Raw genomic sequence first — 20,214 nt, 5'->3', positions numbered from 1 at the left:
TTGCGTCTAGATCAGTTATGGATTGGCGAATTTAAAAACCTGAGAAATGTCCTAATTAATTTTGATGAGGGACATTGGGTAACTGTGGTTATTGGTTGGAATGGTACTGGTAAATCAAATGTACTAGAAGCACTAGCTACTCTTTTCCGTGACTTAATCACGAGTGAAAATGAGAATAAGGAGAAAAATAAACCTTCTTTTTCTTACCGTATCGCTTACCGCTGCCAACAGAATAGCATTTACATAGATGCAGATCCCAGAAGAGTTAAAGATGCTTATCAATTTTATGTAAAGCCTATTAATGATAACAAACCATCCATAAATACTGTCCAAACATCACTGCTAGAACATGAACTTGAGAATACAACAATTGACAGAGGTAAGCGCATTACAGTTAGCCGTTTTTTGAAAGCGCAAGATCAATATTTACCTAAATATATTTTTGGCTATTATTCAGGTCATAGCTCACGCATGGAAGAAATTTTTCGAGAATATTTAGTAAAATATGATAAAAAACTACGTAGTGGTCTAGATCCTGGATTAAGACGATTATTTTATGCACTACCTATACACAGTCAATTTGTATTACTAGCTTTTATTATTCAACAAGATGATATAGTTAATGAATTTCTGGACAAACAATTGGGTTTAGATCCAGAAAATGGAATTGATTCAGTTTTATTTGTATTACGTCAGCCTCCCTGGGATTCAAAAGAAGGGGATCATCGATTTTGGAATGCACGTGGTATAGTTAGCAATTTCCTAGCTGGACTTTATGATGTTTCATTAGCACCTATTAAGATTAAGCGCCGTGAGTCTGCTTCTTTATGGAATAAACAAGATCGGGAATTTTTATATCTTTACATCAAGGATCTAGCAACATTACGAGAACTTGTAGGACAAAAACCTCCCAGAGAATTCTTTCGTGATTTAGAAAGCACTTATGTTTCAGAATTAATTGAAGAAGTCAGGATTCGAGTTAAGCTACGTAAAAATGATGGTTCAGTTATATTTCGTGAGCTAAGTGAAGGTGAACAACAGCTGTTAACAGTTTTAGGTCTGCTCCGTTTTACGGCTGAAGAAGAAAGTCTATTTTTACTAGATGAACCAGATACCCACCTAAACCCAATCTGGAGTGTAAAATATCTCGACTATTTACAAAAATTTGTAGGTATGGGTGATATTGACCAACAATCAACTCATGTATTATTAACTACTCATAATCCATTAGCAATTGCAGAGTTAGTGAAGGAGCAGGTGCAGATTCTTAAGCGAGATATGGATAATTTATCCATCAGTGTGACACCTCCAGAAGAAGATCCTCGTGGTATGGGGTATGCAGGTATTTTGACGAGTGATATGTTTGATGTACCAGCAGCACTTGACAATTACACATTAGGATTACTAGCACGGAAAAGGGAGTTAGCACTTTCACAAGAGCCATTGAATGATACTCAAAAGAAAGAGCTAGAAAACCTAAATAGTGAGCTAGAAAGCTATGGCTTTCAACATGAAGCACGTGATCCATTATTTACAGAGTATCTTCGCGCTCGTCATGATTATCAGACAGCTTTACAGGAAGAAAGAGCAACAGAAAACCCGCCTACAAGAATAGAGCGTCAAGCAGCACTTGAACTTATGAGGCAGATTATGTCAAATAGTAAGGAGTCATAAAAATTACTATGCGCTATATAGATTTGAACTTAATAGTAATTCCTGACGGCTGGTTAGAAGAATCTGATAGAGCCACAAAAGAAATTCTTCAAGGAAATGCAAAGATAGATGATTTTTGTTACGTATGGCAGGACTTGAAACCAGCATTAGAAATGATTGTTGGCAAAAAATGCTGGTATTGCGAGGAAATACAATCAAGGTCTGATAAAGAGGTTGAGCATTTCCGACCCAAAAAGGGAGTAACTGGAGTAAAACCTAAACATTCTGGATATACATGGCTTGCTTTTAATTACACAAACTATAGATATTCATGTGGTTATTGTAATAAACGACGTAAAGATTCAGGAAATAATAATAAACTAGGTGGGAAAGGCAATCACTTTCCATTGATAGACGAAAATAGAAGGGCATATAAATCTGGTGATGAAGCTTACGAAACACCTAAATTGCTTGATCCCTGTGTCGAAGCTGATGTTAAATTATTGGATTTTAATGAAGATGGAACTCCATGTCCTGTACCATTAGCAAATGACATTGACAAAGATAGGGTGAACGTATCTATCGACCTTTATCATTTAAAGCATAGTGAAATAGTTGAACAGAGAAAAGCATTAGCACGATATTTAGAAGATTTAATTTGCGATGCAGACTACTTTTTTGACAGAGTAGCTCAGGGAGATAATACAGCCATCACAAAATTTCAAGAAAAAATTAATACACTCAAAACAGCTATAAATATAATATCGAGATTCTCCCTATTTTCTGAGCGTTATATAATCGGCAAGCGCCATTTAATATGGATTGAGTTTGTTTTTAAATAAAAAAAATAATGCTAATGACACCATCACAAATTGTTACCAAAATCTGGAATTTCTGCAATATTTTACGAGATGCAGGGGTGAGTTACGGTGACTACCTTGAACAGCTAACATATCTGATTTTTTTAAAAATGGCATATGAGTATGCCAACCCACCTTATAACCACGATTTGGGTATTCCTGCTAAGTATAATTGGCAAAGCTTGAAAACTAAACGCAGTGCAGAACTGGAAAGTCACTACATAGAGCTTTTGCATGAGTTAGGAAAGAAAAAAGGAATTCTGGGTCATATTTTCACTAGATCCCAAAATAAGATTCAAGACCCAGTAATGTTGTCTCGCGTCATCGACATGATTGACAACGAAGCTTGGGTAACGATGGGTGCAGATGTTAAAGGTGATATCTATGAGGGGCTACTAGAAAAGAACGCTGAAGATACTAAGTCGGGAGCGGGGCAGTATTTTACTCCGCGTGCGCTCATCCAAGTAATGGTTAAATGTCTACATCCTGAGCCTCTTAAGACTGTTGCTGATCCTGCTTGTGGTACGGGAGGCTTTTTCTTAGAAACCCACAATTTTCTTAGAGAAAACTACAAGTTGGATGAGAAACAAACTCAATTCCTCAAGCATGAAACCTTTCATGGCAATGAAATTGTTCCAAATACGCGCCGTTTGTGCTTGATGAATATGCTTTTGCATAACATTGGTGATATTAATAGTGAACCAACTATTTCTCCCAATGATGCACTAGCTGGAGATGCTAAACAACGCTTTGATTATGTTATGGCTAATCCGCCCTTTGGGAAAAAGAGTAGTATAACTGCTATTAATGGAGAAGGTGAGCAAGAAAAAAAGGATTTTACCTACAATCGACAAGATTTTTGGGCAACTACTTCAAATAAACAGCTAAATTTTGTACAGCACATCTTTACAATGCTAAAAAACACTGGCAAAGGATCTGTGATAGTGCCAGATAACGTACTATTTGAAGGTGGAGCAGGGGAAACAATTCGCCACAATCTATTACAAAAAACTAATTTACATACTATTCTTCGTTTGCCTACAGGTATTTTTTATGCTCATGGTGTTAAAGCAAACGTTTTATTTTTTGATAATAAACCAGCAAGGAAAGAACCTTGGACTAAAGAAGTTTGGTATTACGACTACCGTACCAATATCCACAACACTCTCAAGAAAAAATCACTGCAATTTGAAGCTTTAGAAGACTTTATTCAATGCTACAGTCCTCAAAATCGTACTAAGCGTAGGGAAATTTGGCATCCAGAAACAAATACCGACGGGCGTTGGCGTAAGTTTAGTTACGAAGAAATTATGACACGAGACAAAACTAGCCTTGATATCTCTTGGCTAAAAGACAAAAGTCTGTCTAATTTGGATAATTTACCGGAACCCGACGAACTAGCAGCAGAAATTATTGAAAATCTGGAAGCAGGTTTGAACAGTTTTAAGGCTATTTTGAATGCGCTTGAAAATGATACCTAAGTGAAAGACTAAAAATACACCTGAAATTCAGATTTAATAAATTGTTCTATGACGAAGATCGCACAGAGTTCTGCCATCTCACCATCTCCCCAAACGGCGTAAAACACCGTTGACACCAACCATCAACCCACAACGCCGGAACTTTAAACCTAGCCCCACAATTAGGACACTCAGACAACAAACTTAAATTATGATGCTGACACCCCTGAGTCACCTTCAACTGCCACTCAATCCTATGACAAGGGGACTCAACATAACAAGCTGCACACAAACGAATCGGCTCCATTTTCATCCCCACCCCAGCAGGTGGTAACATCTGCTCTAACCTATCAGCATCAACCCCCACAACCTTAGCCAACGCCTCCAACTGCTGGCGAGACAGTGGGGGATTAAATCGAAACTTTTCCCATCTGGCGATCGCACCCCCAATCCCAGCAGCTTTACCTAAACCAGTGGTTGTTAAATCATTCGCCCGTCGAAAGCGTCCCAAAAAGTGACTCAGACTTTCTCCCTGATATGGTTCCACCTGAAACAACCAAGGGTTAATTTCTCCACCTTCCATCACTTATACTCCGCCGTTACTTCCTTGAGAGTTTCCAAATCAATCTTTGCTAATCCCTTCTTTAAAGACCGAATAGCCGACTCCCTGAGAATCATATCTAGCAACCCAATATAACCCCCAGTTGCCTCACCCAAAGTCTTCAGCATTGCCTTACTAGAAAGATTTGAATTTTTATGTTGGGTTTTGATGTTAAACCATAAAATATTTCTTCAATAGTAATTACACTAATATTTATATCAGATAAATTTTTCACCCAGATTAAAACTCCAGGATTAGGCTGAGGGCGCACTAATTCACTAATGATATTAGTATCACATAAAAAACTCATGGATAAAGTTAAAAAAATAAATTAGGACGATCATAACGAGAGGTAATTTCTAAATAATAATCTTCTGCAACACAAATTTCTTGCAACTCCTCAACAGCAGCTGATAAAGTCTTTATTGGTTCTTCTTTTTCTCCAACTTCTTGAACCTCATTGAAAGCAAATTGAGATTGTCTTAAAAATGTTTCAGTTTCCCCCAGGGATGATATTTTTAATAACTGTTGAATTTGTCCAGCAGTCATGATTCCATTTCTATAAGCCTCTATTGCTAAAGCTTCTAAAATTTTTTGCGGTAAGTCTTGCCAGTTTTTTTGGAGTTGATTACCAATATCTTCCGGAATTTCGATAGTAATTTCCATGTTTTTATCCTTTTTCACCATAAAAATTGACAATCTTGAGAAATAGACATAATTTATCTATTTAACTAGGACTTACGCAGAAATTACCAAAAGGCTTAATTTAATGAACCGCCAAGTCGCCCGCGCGCAGCGATGCCCGTCAGGGCTGTAGTACGCCAAGAATTGGTGGAGTGTGCGTAAGTCCTATTAACCATTTTATGATAATAATTTAAGTTACAGCACTTTGCGTAACGATTAGGTACAAAAATATAGAAGAACCTATGAACTCAAGCACCCATGAAAATGACTTTTATGCTTGGACACAAGAACAAGCAAACTTGTTAAAAACAGGACAACTTCATCAAATCGATTGGCAGCATATTGCCGAAGAAATAGAAGACATGGGACGCTCAGAAAAACGACAATTAGAAAGTAGATTAGAAATTTTAATTATGCACCTCTTAAAATGGCAATTTCAGCCTAACTTGCGCTCTCGGAGTTGGCAATTAACCATTAAAGAACAACGCCTACGTTTAGAAAAACTCGTGCAAAAAAACCCTAGTCTTCAACCTCATCTAACTGAAGCTATAGAAGATGTTTATCCTCTGGCTACCATTAGCGCCGAAAGAGAAACGGGATTGTCATCATTTCCCGAAATCTGTCCCTACAGCCTCACAGAGATTTTATCCCCTGAATTTTTACCAGAGTAAATCATGACACTGCGGATTTGAGAATCTCAATGGCGTATCTGTTCCTGAATTTATCAATTTTATGTTTGTTATCCTGAGAATTAGTGAGTTTCAACCCTATTAATATATGAACTTTCGTGAAGAATTTAAGTTACTGCTGCGCGCTCGTTACCCTGTGATTTATATTCCCACTTATGAAGAGGAACGGGTAGAAACTGCGATTCGGGAAGAAGCGGCTAACCAAGGGAATCGCCCTGTATATACCTGGGACTTTGTGGATGGCTACCAGGGAAATCCCAATGATGCGGGGTTTGGCAAGCGTAATCCGTTGCAGGCTTTGGAATTTGTGGAAAAATTGCCGACTTCTGCTCCTGCTGTCTTGATTTTACGTGATTATCATCGGTTTTTAGATGATGTGGCGATCGCGCGCAAACTGCGTAACTTAGCTAGACTGCTGAAATCCCAACCGAAAAATCTGGTATTGCTATCACCCAGGATTGCGATTCCCGATGATTTAACCGAAATTTTCACAGTGGTGGAGTTTCCTTTACCAGCACCCCCAGAAATTAAAACTGAGATAGAACGCCTACTGCAAAGCACTGGTAACAATTCCTTCTCTGGCAAAATTCTTGATGATTTGGTGCGTTCCTGTCAAGGGCTATCGATGGAACGGATTCGCCGAGTTTTAGCCAGAGCGATCGCATCCCACGGAGAACTGCAACCAGAGGATGTAGAATTAGTTTTGGAGGAAAAACGCCAAACTATCCGCCAAACCCAAATCCTGGACTTTTACCCTGCCACTGAGCGCATTTCTGATATAGGGGGGCTAGATAACCTCAAAGACTGGCTGATCCGTCGGGGCGGCTCATTTAGTGATCGGGCGCGCCAGTATGGATTACCCCATCCTCGTGGTTTAATGTTGTTAGGTATTCAAGGTACTGGTAAATCTTTAACAGCAAAAGCGATCGCCCATCATTGGCATTTACCCCTGTTACGCCTGGATGTTGGACGTTTATTTGGTGGTTTAGTGGGAGAATCAGAATCTCGCACCCGCCAAATGATTCAAGTAGCCGAAGCCCTCGCCCCCTGTGTCTTGTGGATTGATGAAATTGACAAAGGCTTTTCGGGACTAGGTAGTAAAGGTGATGCTGGTACTGCAAGCCGGGTATTTGGGACATTTATTACTTGGTTAGCCGAAAAAACCTCACCTGTATTTGTGGTTTCCACCGCTAACGATATCCAAGCCCTACCGCCGGAAATGCTCCGGAAAGGACGATTTGATGAAATTTTCTTTGTGGGTTTACCTACCCAAGATGAGCGCAAAGCGATTTTTAATGTGCATTTATCCCGACTGCGCCCCCATAATCTGAAAAGTTATGATATTGACAGACTGGCTTATGAAACACCGGATTTTTCTGGGGCGGAAATTGAGCAAACCTTGATTGAAGCCATGCACATCGGATTTAGCCAAAACCGTGATTTTACTACCGATGATATTTTGGAAGCAGCTAGCCAAATTATCCCCTTAGCGCGCACAGCTGTGGAACAAATACAACAATTACAGGAATGGGCTGCATCTGGAAGAGCGCGGTTAGCCTCTAAACACAGTCCATTAAGTGATACTTTCGGTAAGTTAAGTTAACACATTCAACAACAACTACAATAATTTTAATAGTCAATATTTAAGCATTACAGATGTTTTTAAATTTATTAAAGTTTATACTAGGCTTTCTGTTAGCGATCGCCATTTTGGCCGGTAGCGGTGTTTCCGTTGCTCTCTATTTCATGAATCGCAGTTTGATCCCACCAGCTAAACCGATTTTTGCCAATGATAATTCCTCTGTGCAGTCTCCGATTCCAGAAGCCAGTCAGGTAGAAACTACACCCACACCTACCCCAATACCTACCCCAATACCCACACCAGAACCCACTGACACATTACCACAGGGTGCTTTTCGCGGGCGTGTAACTTGGCCGGCTGGCTTGAGTGTGCGGTCGGGTCCTACCTTAGAGTCGGAATCAGTTGGTGGAGTTCCTGTCAATGAAGAGTTGATTGTTTTAGAGAACAGTCAGGATCAAAGATGGCAAAAAATTCGCACAGAATCTGGACAGGAAGGTTGGGTGAGAATCAATAATATTGAACGGATTGATTGAAATGCTGGGGAGTGGGGAGTAGGGAGTTTGAGCCTTATTTACTTTTCTTCACTTAGTTTGGTTTTATTGCACCGACTTACTTACAACTGGTCAGGTTTTATCTGTATATTGGCGGCTTCGTCACTATGACTGCTCGTATTTATTGGCAGATAGTTCTTCCTTATCAAGATTATAATACCAGTTTTATCAATAACTTGTCAACTACCAATACCCTTTTTTGCGGTAATTAAATTGATAAACTCACCTGGGAACCTTCCTGATTTTTATGAACTTCTATGCGGGCTTGAAAGGCTTCTTTGAGGTGAGGCATATGGGTGACAGTGAGGATACAAGCAAAGTCACAAGCGATCGCATTAATGGAAGCAATCAAGCGATCGCAACCTTCCGCATCCTGTGTCCCAAAGCCTTCATCAATAATCAGTAATTGCAACGCCGCACCCGCCCTCTGAGCCAATAATTTCGCCAAAGCTAAACGGATAGCAAAGTTAATTCTAAAAGCCTCCCCACCAGAATAAGTCTCATAAGCTCGCGTTCCCCTAGAATCAGCAATTAAAATATCTAAAGTATCAATCAACTTAGCATTTTTCTTCTTCGCCTTACTACTGCGTCCAGACTTCTGCGTAATAAATTGTACGTGCAGTTGATTAGCACTCAACCGCGATAACAGTTGATTTGTCTCGGCTTCCAGTTGAGGTAAGACATTTTCAATCATCAGTGCTTGGATACCATTTTTACCAAACGCCTGCGCCAATTCCTGATAAACCCGTTGTTCCTGCTTACAAGCCTGTAATTGTTCCTGCTGTTGCTCATATTGATTTTGCAGAGTTTCCAGTTGCAACATTAGCTGTTCCAAACGCCCCAAATTAGCGATTTTCTCATCCAGTTGGCGGCGACGATGATGAATTTGCTGCTCTAAAGCGTTAATTTGCTGAATGGGATTAGCTGACTGCTGTAACTCTTGGGTAATACTGGCAATTTGCGCCACCAGTTTTTCTAATTCCTGCAATCTCTCATTTCTGGAAGCCTCTAAATCCTGCCAGCGTTTCTGGAGTATGGGATACTGTTCTTCGGCTGATAACAGTTGTTGATAACGTAATTGCCAAGATTGGGCTTGACGTACAGCTACGCGCAGGCTGTGGTGTTGCTCTGCACTGTAACCAATTTCGCCAATATACTTCTGAAGTTGAGCAATTTCTTGGGCGCACTCCGAATCAGTTTGATCCTGCTGGATTTGAGTGGTTAATTGAGCAATTGTCCCTTGTAATTCTGGTTTTTGGGCGGATATCTGCGCCTGTCGTTTGGCTGCATCTTTCATTTGCCCTTGCTTAATTTCTGCCCACCGCCAACGTTCTACTTCACTGCGAGCCAAAACGTGGTCTTGCTCATTATAATGCAATTTTTGTAAATATTCATCTAATTCCCGCAGTTCTGCTTGCTTCTCTGGGGCATAATCACCTGCTTCCAGCGATCGCGCCAAATGTTGCTTTTCCCTAGCCAGTTGTTCTAATTCCTGTGCAGCATCACTAGTAGATTGCAATTGTGCGGCTAATTGTCCTCTTTGTTCTCGGAGGCTGTCATAGGGCGACAACTTTTGATGAATTTCTCGATATTCCTGTCGCAATAGCTGAATTTCTCGGTCAGAAACTGCCATCTGTTCCCGAAATACCCACAATTGTCCTTCGGTATCCTGATACTCTTCTTGGGTTTTATCCACCACCCGACTCCAGTGATGTTGATCTAAAGGACGCTCACATAAAGGACAAATTGCATCGGGGGTGCGAAGCATTTGTAATTTTTGCTCCAGTTCACTTAATAATCTTTCATATTCCCGTTGTTGAGCTTGCAGACGTTCCATAAAGTGCCGTCTTTCCTGTCCTTTTTCCTGCACTCGTTGCAGATAAACCTTATCTTTCTCCATTTGAGAAATTTGGCTTTCTAAATCTTGCGCCGCTTGTTGGAGTTGGGGTTGACGTTGGGAAGCGCGTTGTAGTTGGTTTTCTGTAGCTTGTAACTGTTCTAAACGAGCCACCAAACCTGCATGAACTCTATGCAGTTCACTCTGTAAATTTTGCCGTTGTTGCATTAAAGGAGAAACCTGCATTTGCAGTTCATCGAATTGAGTTACACGGCGACGGGCGGCGCTTAGTTGTGCTAAAGCTGCTTCCACTTCCTCAGATTTATTCAGAGTATGCTGAATTTCTGGTTCCTGTTGTTCTAATGCGGTTAATTGTCCCTGAACTTGTTGCAGTTGTCGTTCTAGGGTGTGGATGTGGCTAGTTAATTCCTGTTGTTTTTTTTGTAACTTTGCCGTAGCACTGGTATATTCCTGAAATTTAGTGGCTAATGCTTCTTCTTGAGATTGCAGAGTTTGATATTCTGTAAACCCGTGTTTAATTTCCGTTTCCTGCTTTAATATGACTTCTAAATCTGCAAGTTGAGTCTGCACTGCTAATTGTTCTTGTTGCAGGCGATCGCAATCTTGAGTTAAATTTTGATGTTGTTGCTGGACAAAATTCAGTTGTTGTTCCCAATTTTGGCGCTGGTGCTGGACAACTTGCAAACTTTGTAATTGAATATTCTCAAAAGCCTGGACTTGTTGCAGTTGGTTCAGTTCCCCTTCTAACTGCGCCTTTTCCGCCTGTGTCGCTTCCCGCTTCTCTAGCTGAATTTTACCAGATTCCAAACCACGCTCTAATTCCTCCGCCCTAGCTTTCAAATGACGGGATGTTTCTTTCGCCCGTTCTTCCAACTGATCATATTGATTCAGCTTTAATAACTCTGCTAAAATTTCCTTGCGTTCACTGGGACGCTTGATCATGAACTCGTCGGCACGACCTTGGCGCAAGTAAGCCGAATTAATAAAAGTATCGTAATCTAATTTAATGTGTTCTAAAATCAAATCCTGGGTAGCTCTGACACCTTTACCTGTAAGGGCGCGAAACCCAGAATCTGTTTCGATTTGAAATTCTAAAACCCCACTAGCACCGCGAACTCTGGTGCGAATTACCCGATATTGTTGCTGATTACATTGAAAAGTATAATCAACCCGGACTTCTTTTGCACCCGAATGAATCACATCATCTTCAACACCGGCACGGCTTTGACCCCAAACCGCCCAGGTAATTGCTTCTAAAAGAGAAGATTTACCTGCACCATTAGAGCCACAAATACAAGCCGTGTGCAAACCCCGAAAATCTAAAGTTGCATCACGGTAACTGAGAAAGTTTTTGAGGATAAGTTGTACGGGAATCATTGAGGCTATAGCGCCACATCTAAAGTTTGACTAACTGGGTTGAGAACTAGCAGTACAGATGCACTCAAAGGATAGTTTAGCTATGTGTTTATCACTATTCTAGTCTTTAAGTCAGTAATTTTACGAAAATTAACAAGATGATCAGCAAGTTTTCCCCACACCCACCTGAAGAAAGAACCAGAAACAATCGCCACAGATTATCGTCATTGCATACACTACAGATACCACACGCATGATAATGACTAACCTTCAGCAATGGAAATCTAAAAGCGCCGCACTGATGGCCATGGCAATTACCAGCACTGCGGTTATGCCGATGATCAGCTTTGCTCCCGCTCATGCTCAGTTTAATATTAACCAAAACCAATCACGAACTATAACTATTCCGGCTAATTCCAACGTGAGTTTTCCGGTAAGACATGACCAAGAAACAGTTGTGGTTAGTCGAGGGGAAACATTAGACCTGACATTAAGAATCTCAAACGACATTACGGATAGTTCCAGAAATGTTTTAATTCCCAGAAACACAGAAGTTGTAGGAAGAGTAGAACCTGTATATTTCGACAACCGCAACACAAGTAAGGAAAATATTAGAGGTGTGCGGTTTGTTTCACGGGAATTAGTTTTTCCCTCTGGTCGCCGTGTACCCATTAATGCTTCTTCTCAGATAGTCAGCAGAATGGAAAAAATTAGTAGAAAGGATACCGGCAGAATCGCCACAGATGCGGCTATTGGTGCTGGTGCGCTGACTGCAATTTCATTACTTACAGGTAATCGCAGAGTGGAAGTTTTAGAACCTGTGGCTGGTGCTGCTGCTGGTGCTTTAGCCAGTGTACTGCTACGAAAAGAAGAAGCTGAGGTTTTCGTTTTAAGACCAGAACAGGATTTGAGGTTAGCACTGAACTCTAATTTAGTCTTAGACCGCTACTAAATTTCACGATATTCCAGCCGTGACTTTGATTACCACCCATAAGCGATCGCCTTTTTAACTATTGTAGGCGATCGCTTTATTTTTTATCCTGATTTCTTACCATTGACAAACTGCAAAAACCACTTTTCTGCAATTGATTGGAACTCTGCTTCCATGATTAATGTCATCATAAAGCTCTATCTTTTGGCATAGTGTTTTAGATAGTTAAATGCTCAGAGGGTGAAAGTCAAAAATGTTGCATTTTCCGGCAACTATTTCAGTTTCCATAGAGTCTCAGTAAATATATGAGTTCGTTTTAGTGTCCTGTTATTAGTAATTCCTCATGGAATGATTAATTAACGATCAAACTCCAAAACGGACTTGATAGGGTAATCCCATTTCAATTTGTGAAATACTCATATTCATTCTACCTCTATAAGATGTTCTACTGGATTTTACTTCAGCACCCATCTTCTTTAAGGAATGGAATGTGATTAAACTCATCTATGTTCATCTGTAGTTAATTTATTTTCAATTATAACTTAACCAGAGAAACAATTATAAAGGTGAATTAGTCACTACAAAAAGATGAGATTTATGGATTTCAAATCTAGCAATTCCACTGATTAAAAGCAAAATATTTAGGAACTTTTAATTTCACGAATTGTCTAAGTAAAGTAAGAGAAACAAATTAATTTTACTGGAGTAAAGAGCAATGTTTAATTTAAATGGTTGGAAATCTGGAACTGCTGCACTCATGGCTGTCAGCGTCACCGTAGGATCTGTAGCACCATTTATCGGAGCGACACCAGCTTTAGCACAAACTAGATTTTCTGACGTTTCTTCTAACTATTGGGCAGCACAATTTATTAATCAATTATCACAAAGAGGTGTCATTGCTGGTTTTCCTGATGGTACTTTCCGTCCTGAAGAACCAGTAACCCGCGCACAATTTGCGTCAATGATTGACAGCGCTTTTCCCGTACAGGCACAACGACCAGCAATCAACTTTGTGGATGTTTCCAACAATTTTTGGGCTGCTAATGCTATCAGACAATCTTATACAAAAGGTTTCTTATCAGGGTATCCCGGTAATCGCTTTGAGCCTAACCAAGCTATCCCCCGCCAACAGGTTTTAGTTTCTTTAGCCAACGGTCTTAACTATTCTCCCACAGGCAATACTCAAACAACTCTGCAAACCTTCAGTGATAGTTTTAACATTGCTGACTGGGCGCGTAGTCCCATCGCCGCCGCCACTGAAAAGCGAATTGTGGTCAACTATCCTAATGTTAGCTTCCTCAACCCCACTGCAACCGCTACCCGCGCCCAAGTAGCAGCGTTTATCTATCAGGCTTTGGTGAGTTCTAATCAAGCCTCAGCCATTACTTCACCCTATATTGTCTCCCTCCAACCCTCTGTCCCCACAGGTCCTGTATCTGTAACTATTCCCCAAGGAACTGCTATTCCTATCAAGTATGATCAAGCAGAAAAAATTCTAGTTACAAAAGATGAAACAGCACCTTTGACTCTGACAGTAGACCAAAATGTCGTTACCCAAGACGGAACTGTGGTGATTCCTGCTGGTAGCAGAGTGGTCGGAAAACTCCAACCGGCTCAAGGTGGTTCGCAATTTGTGGCTGACAAGTTAATTTTGACTACAGGTGAAGAGTATCAAATCAATGCGTCTTCACAAGTAATTACTAGAACTGAAACCATTAGAAAGGGTACTAGTACCAGTGCAATTATTCGTAATACTGTATTAGGTGGTGGTGCGGCTGCGGCGGTGTCTGCTGTGACAGGCGATCGCGCAGTGGCTACAGAAGAAGTCCTGGGTGGTGCGGTGATTGGTGGTTTATTTGGTCTATTCTTTGGTAGAAACAGCGTTGACTTAATCTCCATCGAACCAAATACTGATTTACAAATGACAATCAATCAAAACTTCCTGGTTTCAGTCAGACAGTGATTAATAATTGGGAAGTGACCGAAGAGGTAAAGGGGAAGGAGGCAAGGAATACAAAGCTCAGTCTTTTGTGTTCTCCCTTGCTCCCTGCTCCCCTGCTTCTTTCCCTAATCCCTTTTCATGGGCAACCAAATTATAAAAGTAGTTCCTAGTGCATTGGCTGAAGTCATATTGGAGTTAATAGCAGGGCTGAAAATTTCAATTTCACCCTGCATTTGTTTGATTAATTCTTTGGCGATCGCTAGTCCCAAACCACTACCAGGAATTGATGTTTGCCCTTGTACTCCGCGATAATGGCGCTCTCCTAAATGTGCCAAATCTTCAGGAGGGATTCCTTTCCCCGTATTACTAATAATAATTCCTTGAAAATTAGCTTTTTCTGCTCCTACCTGAATGGCAATTTTACCCCCTGGAGGAGTGTATTTTAAAGCATTATCAATGATATTGCTAAGGACTTCTTGTAAGGCTTTAATATTAGCCTTTACCAGGGGTAGATTTTCGGGAATTTCTGTTATTAATTGTAGATGACGTTCCTGTGCTATGGCCTGAGTAGAAACTAATAATGGTGTTAATAAATCAACTACAAAAAAATCAGTTTCTTCCTCTCCCGTTCCCGGCAATAATAGTAATGGCTTCGGTTCTTTTTGAAGAGTTGCTTCCACAAATTCTGGGTTTTCCTGTAATGACAACGGCGCTAAATCTGCCTCTGTCCAATCAATTACTTGATCAAATTGTCGCAGTAATTCTTCCAGGCGATCGCTTTCCCTGACGATATTTGCCCCCACATCCCGGTTGGGATCACCTGGCCGCAGTCGTTTCAATAGCAGTTTACCGAAGGTGCGTAATGCAGTTAACGGGTTACGAAACTGGTGTAGGAGATTATCCAGCAAATCTCGCTGCTGTTCTTGGAGAATTTGTTGTTGATGTAGCTGATGCTGTAACCATGCCCGACGTTGATCTAGGATACAGGCGATCGCCAGCGTCTGGGCTATTTTTTGAATTTTGCTTTGTTCCTGTTCATTCCAAGCCCGATCTTCTCTAGCTGTCACCAATAGCCCCATCATCACACCTTCGTGGATTAAAGGCAGCACAATTTGGTGTGCATTAATTTCTGATTCCTCCGGGAAATCTGGGGTATCTCCTTCTACTTTCCTAGTCTCCTCTGATGAAATCGGTGATCCCGACCCTCCTTGCAATAACTTATTTTGTCGCGGAGGTACTACCAAAACATCAGCAACCGTAGCAGCCATATCCTCTCCCGGTTGTAACACTGCCGTCTCCGGGAAAACCACCACAGGAATTAGTTTCGCCTCACCAGCAGGAGCATCCACCAATTCTTGTGTTAAGTAAACAACACTTAAAGATGCGCCCAGCCCTTGGGTTAGCAGTGCTATTTGCTCTCGGCATAGAGCAACAAAATCTGAACTGGCAGACATTAACATTTTTTAGCTTTTGCTCAAGATCACAGAATTTGAGGGAAGATAGAAGAAAGGAGCTTTATTTTTTATCACTCTTTTAATAAAGCTTAACTAAATGTTTGCAGTAATGGTTTGCACCAGGGGATTATATGCTTTACCAATTTCAAATGTTATGTTTTCTGTATCAAAACTTTAAAAACTCTTGATATTTTGAACTAGAACTTATATAATTGCGACGGATTTTGTAGCTATAACTACAATCTATGGCTTGAAAGAGGAGGAAAATAAATTGGCTAGAAGACGTAAGCGGAAAAGTCGTCGTCGCCAAGAAGGACGACGGATTCTAGAGCATGTGCCTCAATATAGCATCGAAAGTGGCGAAGAAAAACCTGTGACAGCAGCGAGAAAATTCATTCAAGCTGAAGGAATCGCGCCACCTGCATTGCTACTTGTAAAGCGAAATGAACACACAACAGATCGCTATTTCTGGGCTGAAAAAGGACTGTTTGGCGCTCAATACGTGGAAGAAAACCATTTCTTGTTTCCTAGTCTGAGGACATTAGAATCCCCAGCAGGTATGGAACCAGTGGCTGTGGCGAGCCGCTAAATCATCCAGAAATGGCTAACTTAAAAGTATGTAATGTGGTTTCTGACAATCATTTAACTGGTAAAGTTGCTCAATTTATCGAAAGTTTTCGTTTTTTTTAAGTTTGTAACTGATTTGCCAGGATATCCAGTCCAGTTAAATCCACTTAATTGGACTTAATTTCACCTAATGGGAAAATCGACCTATTTTCAAACCATGTTGGCTTGTGGTAGTTGATCTCTCAAAAAATAAATGATGCAGCGAGGAGTCAAATAGAGCAAAATGCATCCACAAGTGAGAGTTGAGTTGCGCTCTCCTCCAATGGATTGCCCAAGAAGCTCTGTAAGCAGATATAGTCTTTTCCCTACGGTCTCATATCGTAGGGAAAAATCATATACCCGTCCAATTGATGCTCCTCCTGTCGCCAGTTTATTCAACTGATTCTAACTGTAAAGCCCTCTGCAACTCCATAAGTTCATCTCGATGGGCAATAATAGTAATTTTACTTGGAGAAGATATTTCACTCTGGTTAGCTGCTTCTATCTGGAAAGACACCTTCTCAAGTCTGCCGGATTTTTGCCAATAAAATACACCGCTTAAAGGTGAAAATATTACCAATAAGAGAAACCAAGCTCCAAAGTCAGGAAAAAGCAGGGATAAAACCAAAGCCAGACAAAGCATCCCCACAGCTGCTAGCAGCGTTAAAAACACAGCTAAGAACCAACTCGGTTGAACAAAACCCTCAAAAATTACTTGATTTTTATCTCTGTCTATAGCTGCTACTTGGTAAGATCGGGAGCGAAAATACTCCTTAACTCTCGGCATTAACGCAGCTTCATCTTCTTCAGAGACTAGTTGCACTTTTGTAGTCCGATCTTTAGTAGAAGCCCGAATAAAGAAAAACAGCCCCACTGATAACAACAATGTCAGCAGTAAGGTAGAAGGCAAAATTGCAGTATCCATAAGTAAATTATGATTATTTTCATGGGAGTAGACCTAATTTATGATCAATTATTCATTAATTTATTCTCCCCTTATTGTAATCTTGCCAAAGATGCGCCAAATTCTGTGAGCGTTCTTGCCATTCTAGAGAAACTTGGTACATCCGCCTGGGTCTTCCTCGCCCTTCCAGTTTTTTCCAATATCCCGTAATAACCCTTTCGTCTTCCAGAAATTTGATTGCACTATACAGTACAGTATCGGAAAGCCGATAACTGGGATATTCAGTTTCCAGTCGCTGGATCAACTCAGTTCCGTAAGATTCACCTTGTAATAAAATATACAAAATGTAGCAAACTGCTAGTTCTTGACAGAGATAAGTTGGCGGAGGATTCTCAAAGAATTGATATATATCCTCAAGTTTCATGGTTTAGTGAATGGCTAAATAAATGCCTGATAATAGTGGTATCTACAATCCTGGTAAACAGTATATAGTGCTACTAGAAAATAAGCAGTGATATAGGACTACTTAAACAGGTTTTTCAACGGGTAAACACTACAAATATCAGCCACAGGACTGAAGTCATGGGACTAATTTCTAGGTTTGAGGAGCGCAAAATACTACGTTCCTACCCAAGTTATAGATACTGTAAAGAGGAGCAATTAAAGCGATCGCCTGCACACTTTCTGAGTGTCCAGTGATGCCAAATTGGTGAGAACTGCTTAAGCATAAAATGCTATCGAGAGAATTTTACAAGGAAAATGCCGTTTTGTCTGCAAAAGTTAACGATCACTTTGTTTTACAGCAATTATCCCCGTAAAAAACCTCCGCAATTAACTGATAGCTGGGGAGTTGGGAGTGGGGAGTGTGGGGAGTGTGGGAAATGTGGGAGGTGTGGGTAAAAGTCTTTCGGTGTCTAACTTTTATGATCAGTTGATGTTCTAACGTGTATGTGTAGTGCTATAAAACCCGAAATACTTACATCCTATCTGGTAAGTGTGATATTAAATTTAACAAGTCCTTACTAAATTAGTGATCAGTATGTCAGAAAACCCCGACAGCCCATCTTCTTCCTCCAATCTCCGCACCATTGCCAAAACCTTTCGCCTCACAGGTTGGATTAGCTTTTGGATTCAATTAGTGCTAGGTGTTGTTTCTGCAATTATTGTCTTGCTGTTTGCCATCTTTAGTCAAAGAACAGATGGGAGCAATAATCCCGGCGCTGGCTTTGGCGTATTTTTAGCAATTTGCGGAATAGTGATTTTAGGAGGGGGCATTTATTTAGCTTTTCGTTACACCAGAATTGGGAACCAACTAGAATCCTCAAATCCCAGTAACCGTCCTCGTAAAAGTGAGACATTACAAGTGTTACGCCTGGGACTGTGGATTAATTTAGTGGGAATGCTAGTCACATTATTAGGTTCACAAGCCATTGTTGGCACATTGGTAGCTAGGTCAATATCTACCCAAACTATAACTACTCAATTGATCGACCCCAACCGGGTTACTGGTCTAGATATGTTGGTCGTACAAGCAAACATCAACACCGTCTCCGCCCACTTCGCAGGACTAGCAGTTTCCATTTGGCTACTCAGCCGCATTACCCGCAGTTAAAAGCGTCAGTCAAAATCAGAATTAATATAAAATTTTCTAGCTTTGGCAAGATTGGCAAAGCAGAACTTGAGGATGGACAATAGCGGTCATAGCAAGCAAGCCAAAATCAGTATATGCTGATGTTTTGGCAAAAAGACACTAAAGAAACAACAAAAGAAAAATCTGTGCTGGATATTAAGCAAATACGGGAAAATCCCCAACTAATCCAAGAACGCTTGAACAGTCGTAGTGGTAAATACGACATCGAACCAATTTTACAGTTAGACAAACAACAACGGGAACTGGAAGGTACACGCAGTCAACTCCAAGCCCGTAGTAACGAAATTGGTAAAATTGTGGGACAGAAGATTAAATCTGGTATTAGTCCTGAATCTCCGGAAATTCAAGAACTGCGGGACGAAGGTAACTCTGTTAAAGGGCAATTGAGTGAACTGGAACCCCAAGAAAAAGACCTGAAAGCGAAAATTGAGCAACTTGTATTAGCATTACCTAATTTACCCAGTGATTCTACACCCATTGGTCAAAGTGAAGAGGATAATCAAGAGGTGCGGCGCTGGGGTGATGAATATCTACCCGAAAACCCAAAGATTATTCCCCATTGGGAAATCGGCGAAAAAATGGGTATTCTCAACTTTGAGCGGGCTGTGAAAGTTGCCCAAAGTCGGTTTGTAACTCTGGTTGGTGCGGGTGCAGCGTTGGAAAGGGCATTAATTCAGTTTATGCTGAAGACGCAAACGGAAGCCGGCTATGTAGAAGTTAGTCCGCCGTTGTTAGTGAATACTGATGCTTTAACCGGAACCGGTCAGTTACCGAAATTTGCCGAAGAAAGTTTTAAATGTGCTGATGATGAATTGTGGTTGATACCCACAGCAGAAGTTCCCGTTACCAACCTTTACCGGGGAGAAATTTTAACTGCGGAAGAGTTACCCATTTATCACTGTGCTTATACTCCCTGTTTTCGGCGGGAAGCGGGAAGTTATGGGCGAGATATGCGGGGTTTAATTCGTCTGCATCAATTCAATAAAGTTGAGTTAGTAAAAGTTGTTCATCCTAGTTCTTCTTTTGAGGAATTAGAAAAATTAGTAGTCAATGCCGAAGCAATTTTACAAGCTTTAAAATTACCTTATCGGGTGCTGAATTTATGTACTGCTGATTTAGGTTTTGGGGCTACTAAAACCTATGATTTAGAGGTATGGTTGCCTTCTTCTGGGAAGTATCGAGAAATTTCCAGTTGTTCTAATTGCTTTGATTTCCAAGCAAGAAGGGCAGATATTCGCTTTAAGGAAGCTGGTAAGAAGGGGACGCAGTTTGTCCATACTTTAAACGGTTCCGGCTTGGCTGTGGGTAGAACTATGGCGGCAATTTTGGAGAATTATCAGCAAGCTGATGGGACAATTAAAGTACCGGAGGTATTGCAGCCTTATTTGGGTAGGGAGGTTTTGTAGTTTAGGGGTTTTTGTATAAGTTAAAA

19 protein-coding genes are annotated in these 20,214 nt (G+C 40.7%); 11 read left to right on the top strand and 8 right to left on the bottom strand.

Annotated elements, in window-relative coordinates:
- The 3 genes from ACM0OP_RS01975 to ACM0OP_RS01965 are packed head-to-tail and all read left to right on the top strand — an operon-like array spanning position 1 to position 3,994.
- On the top strand, positions 1-1,674 hold the full coding sequence (locus ACM0OP_RS01975; RefSeq protein ID WP_414526708.1) for an AAA family ATPase: 1,674 nt from the start codon (positions 1-3) through the stop codon (positions 1,672-1,674).
- Between the two features lie 8 nt (positions 1,675-1,682).
- Complete coding sequence (locus ACM0OP_RS01970) at positions 1,683-2,495, top strand: HNH endonuclease family protein (RefSeq protein WP_414526707.1); 813 nt, start codon at positions 1,683-1,685, stop codon at positions 2,493-2,495.
- An 8-nt stretch (positions 2,496-2,503) separates the two neighbouring features.
- Positions 2,504-3,994, top strand: coding sequence for a class I SAM-dependent DNA methyltransferase (locus ACM0OP_RS01965; protein WP_414526706.1), 1,491 nt, complete (start codon positions 2,504-2,506; stop codon positions 3,992-3,994).
- Positions 3,995-4,040: 46 nt separating this feature from the next.
- Here ACM0OP_RS01965 and ACM0OP_RS01960 read toward each other — a convergent pair whose 3' ends face one another.
- The 4 genes from ACM0OP_RS01960 to ACM0OP_RS01945 are packed head-to-tail and all read right to left on the bottom strand — an operon-like array spanning position 4,041 to position 5,261.
- Positions 4,041-4,556 (bottom strand): TniQ family protein, encoded by a 516-nt coding sequence (locus ACM0OP_RS01960; RefSeq protein WP_414526705.1) that lies wholly within the window; start codon positions 4,554-4,556, stop codon positions 4,041-4,043.
- Entirely contained in the window at positions 4,556-4,702 is a 147-nt protein-coding gene (locus tag ACM0OP_RS01955) for a hypothetical protein (protein WP_414526704.1), read from the bottom strand. Before ACM0OP_RS01955 ends, ACM0OP_RS01960 begins: the two co-directional genes overlap by 1 nt.
- On the bottom strand, positions 4,696-4,884 hold the full coding sequence (locus ACM0OP_RS01950) for a PIN domain-containing protein (protein WP_414526703.1): 189 nt from the start codon (positions 4,882-4,884) through the stop codon (positions 4,696-4,698). The genes ACM0OP_RS01955 and ACM0OP_RS01950 overlap by 7 nt, the downstream gene beginning before the upstream one ends.
- Before the next feature lie 8 nt (positions 4,885-4,892).
- A complete protein-coding gene (locus tag ACM0OP_RS01945) occupies positions 4,893-5,261 on the bottom strand; it encodes a UPF0175 family protein (protein ID WP_414526702.1) in 369 nt (122 codons plus the stop codon).
- Between the two features lie 239 nt (positions 5,262-5,500).
- On the opposite strand from ACM0OP_RS01945, the gene ACM0OP_RS01940 reads away from it, so the two are divergent.
- The 3 genes from ACM0OP_RS01940 to ACM0OP_RS01930 all read left to right on the top strand — a co-directional run bounded on the left by ACM0OP_RS01940 (position 5,501) and on the right by ACM0OP_RS01930 (position 8,062).
- Positions 5,501-5,929 carry a DUF29 domain-containing protein gene (locus tag ACM0OP_RS01940; RefSeq protein ID WP_414526701.1) on the top strand — a complete coding sequence of 143 codons (429 nt, stop codon included), beginning with the start codon at positions 5,501-5,503 and terminating at the stop codon, positions 5,927-5,929.
- 106 nt (positions 5,930-6,035) lie between these two features.
- Positions 6,036-7,550 carry an AAA family ATPase gene (locus tag ACM0OP_RS01935; RefSeq protein WP_414526700.1) on the top strand — a complete coding sequence of 505 codons (1,515 nt, stop codon included), beginning with the start codon at positions 6,036-6,038 and terminating at the stop codon, positions 7,548-7,550.
- A 53-nt stretch (positions 7,551-7,603) separates the two neighbouring features.
- Positions 7,604-8,062: an SH3 domain-containing protein gene (locus ACM0OP_RS01930; protein ID WP_414526699.1), complete on the top strand. Its 459-nt coding sequence runs from the start codon at positions 7,604-7,606 to the stop codon at positions 8,060-8,062.
- A 226-nt stretch (positions 8,063-8,288) separates the two neighbouring features.
- Here ACM0OP_RS01930 and sbcC read toward each other — a convergent pair whose 3' ends face one another.
- The gene (sbcC, locus tag ACM0OP_RS01925; RefSeq protein ID WP_414526698.1) at positions 8,289-11,315 is read right to left on the bottom strand and encodes an exonuclease subunit SbcC; all 3,027 of its coding nucleotides are present in this window, start codon (positions 11,313-11,315) and stop codon (positions 8,289-8,291) included.
- A 238-nt stretch (positions 11,316-11,553) separates the two neighbouring features.
- Here sbcC and ACM0OP_RS01920 point away from each other — a divergent pair, with 238 nt between their 5' ends.
- A complete protein-coding gene (locus ACM0OP_RS01920; protein WP_414526697.1) occupies positions 11,554-12,246 on the top strand; it encodes a conjugal transfer protein TrbI in 693 nt (230 codons plus the stop codon).
- Positions 12,247-12,940: 694 nt separating this feature from the next.
- Positions 12,941-14,188, top strand: a complete 1,248-nt coding sequence (locus tag ACM0OP_RS01915) for an S-layer homology domain-containing protein (protein WP_414526696.1) — start codon at positions 12,941-12,943, stop codon at positions 14,186-14,188.
- Between the two features lie 104 nt (positions 14,189-14,292).
- Here ACM0OP_RS01915 and ACM0OP_RS01910 read toward each other — a convergent pair whose 3' ends face one another.
- Positions 14,293-15,627 (bottom strand): sensor histidine kinase, encoded by a 1,335-nt coding sequence (locus ACM0OP_RS01910; protein ID WP_414526695.1) that lies wholly within the window; start codon positions 15,625-15,627, stop codon positions 14,293-14,295.
- 265 nt (positions 15,628-15,892) lie between these two features.
- Between ACM0OP_RS01910 and ACM0OP_RS01905 the strand changes: the two genes are divergently transcribed.
- Complete coding sequence (locus ACM0OP_RS01905; RefSeq protein ID WP_323196231.1) at positions 15,893-16,210, top strand: DUF3155 domain-containing protein; 318 nt, start codon at positions 15,893-15,895, stop codon at positions 16,208-16,210.
- A 408-nt stretch (positions 16,211-16,618) separates the two neighbouring features.
- Here ACM0OP_RS01905 and ACM0OP_RS01900 read toward each other — a convergent pair whose 3' ends face one another.
- Positions 16,619-17,152, bottom strand: a complete 534-nt coding sequence (locus tag ACM0OP_RS01900) for a cofactor assembly of complex C subunit B (RefSeq protein ID WP_414526694.1) — start codon at positions 17,150-17,152, stop codon at positions 16,619-16,621.
- Positions 17,153-17,207: 55 nt separating this feature from the next.
- Complete coding sequence (locus ACM0OP_RS01895; RefSeq protein WP_414526693.1) at positions 17,208-17,555, bottom strand: PadR family transcriptional regulator; 348 nt, start codon at positions 17,553-17,555, stop codon at positions 17,208-17,210.
- Positions 17,556-18,170: 615 nt separating this feature from the next.
- Here ACM0OP_RS01895 and ACM0OP_RS01890 point away from each other — a divergent pair.
- Together ACM0OP_RS01890 and serS are read left to right on the top strand one after the other, a co-directional pair.
- Complete coding sequence (locus ACM0OP_RS01890; RefSeq protein ID WP_414526692.1) at positions 18,171-18,743, top strand: DUF3611 family protein; 573 nt, start codon at positions 18,171-18,173, stop codon at positions 18,741-18,743.
- Between the two features lie 164 nt (positions 18,744-18,907).
- Entirely contained in the window at positions 18,908-20,188 is a 1,281-nt protein-coding gene (serS, locus tag ACM0OP_RS01885) for a serine--tRNA ligase (RefSeq protein ID WP_414526761.1), read from the top strand.
- Positions 20,189-20,214 lie beyond the last annotated feature (26 nt).

The sequence above is a fragment of the Nodularia chucula CCY0103 genome, from assembly GCF_963923915.1.
GTDB lineage: Bacteria > Cyanobacteriota > Cyanobacteriia > Cyanobacteriales > Nostocaceae > Nodularia > Nodularia chucula.
The sequence above is the reverse complement of the archived record's forward strand: the minus strand, read 5'-3'. Positions and strand labels throughout refer to the sequence as shown.

Excerpts from the sequence above, each read along its gene's own strand:
- ACM0OP_RS01930 (WP_414526699.1), top strand. The coding sequence starts at position 7,604 with ATGTTTTTAAATTTATTAAAGTTTATACTAGGCTTTCTGTTAGCGATC.
- sbcC (WP_414526698.1), bottom strand. The coding sequence starts at position 11,315 with ATGATTCCCGTACAACTTATCCTCAAAAACTTTCTCAGTTACCGTGAT.
- ACM0OP_RS01935 (WP_414526700.1), top strand. The coding sequence starts at position 6,036 with ATGAACTTTCGTGAAGAATTTAAGTTACTGCTGCGCGCTCGTTACCCT.
- ACM0OP_RS01950 (WP_414526703.1), bottom strand. The coding sequence starts at position 4,884 with ATGAGTTTTTTATGTGATACTAATATCATTAGTGAATTAGTGCGCCCT.
- ACM0OP_RS01955 (WP_414526704.1), bottom strand. The coding sequence starts at position 4,702 with ATGCTGAAGACTTTGGGTGAGGCAACTGGGGGTTATATTGGGTTGCTA.
- ACM0OP_RS01960 (WP_414526705.1), bottom strand. The coding sequence starts at position 4,556 with ATGGAAGGTGGAGAAATTAACCCTTGGTTGTTTCAGGTGGAACCATAT.
- ACM0OP_RS01920 (WP_414526697.1), top strand. The coding sequence starts at position 11,554 with ATGACTAACCTTCAGCAATGGAAATCTAAAAGCGCCGCACTGATGGCC.
- ACM0OP_RS01890 (WP_414526692.1), top strand. The coding sequence starts at position 18,171 with ATGTCAGAAAACCCCGACAGCCCATCTTCTTCCTCCAATCTCCGCACC.
- ACM0OP_RS01900 (WP_414526694.1), bottom strand. The coding sequence starts at position 17,152 with ATGGATACTGCAATTTTGCCTTCTACCTTACTGCTGACATTGTTGTTA.
- ACM0OP_RS01940 (WP_414526701.1), top strand. The coding sequence starts at position 5,501 with ATGAACTCAAGCACCCATGAAAATGACTTTTATGCTTGGACACAAGAA.
- ACM0OP_RS01970 (WP_414526707.1), top strand. The coding sequence starts at position 1,683 with ATGCGCTATATAGATTTGAACTTAATAGTAATTCCTGACGGCTGGTTA.
- ACM0OP_RS01965 (WP_414526706.1), top strand. The coding sequence starts at position 2,504 with ATGCTAATGACACCATCACAAATTGTTACCAAAATCTGGAATTTCTGC.
- ACM0OP_RS01895 (WP_414526693.1), bottom strand. The coding sequence starts at position 17,555 with ATGAAACTTGAGGATATATATCAATTCTTTGAGAATCCTCCGCCAACT.
- ACM0OP_RS01915 (WP_414526696.1), top strand. The coding sequence starts at position 12,941 with ATGTTTAATTTAAATGGTTGGAAATCTGGAACTGCTGCACTCATGGCT.
- ACM0OP_RS01910 (WP_414526695.1), bottom strand. The coding sequence starts at position 15,627 with ATGTTAATGTCTGCCAGTTCAGATTTTGTTGCTCTATGCCGAGAGCAA.
- ACM0OP_RS01945 (WP_414526702.1), bottom strand. The coding sequence starts at position 5,261 with ATGGTGAAAAAGGATAAAAACATGGAAATTACTATCGAAATTCCGGAA.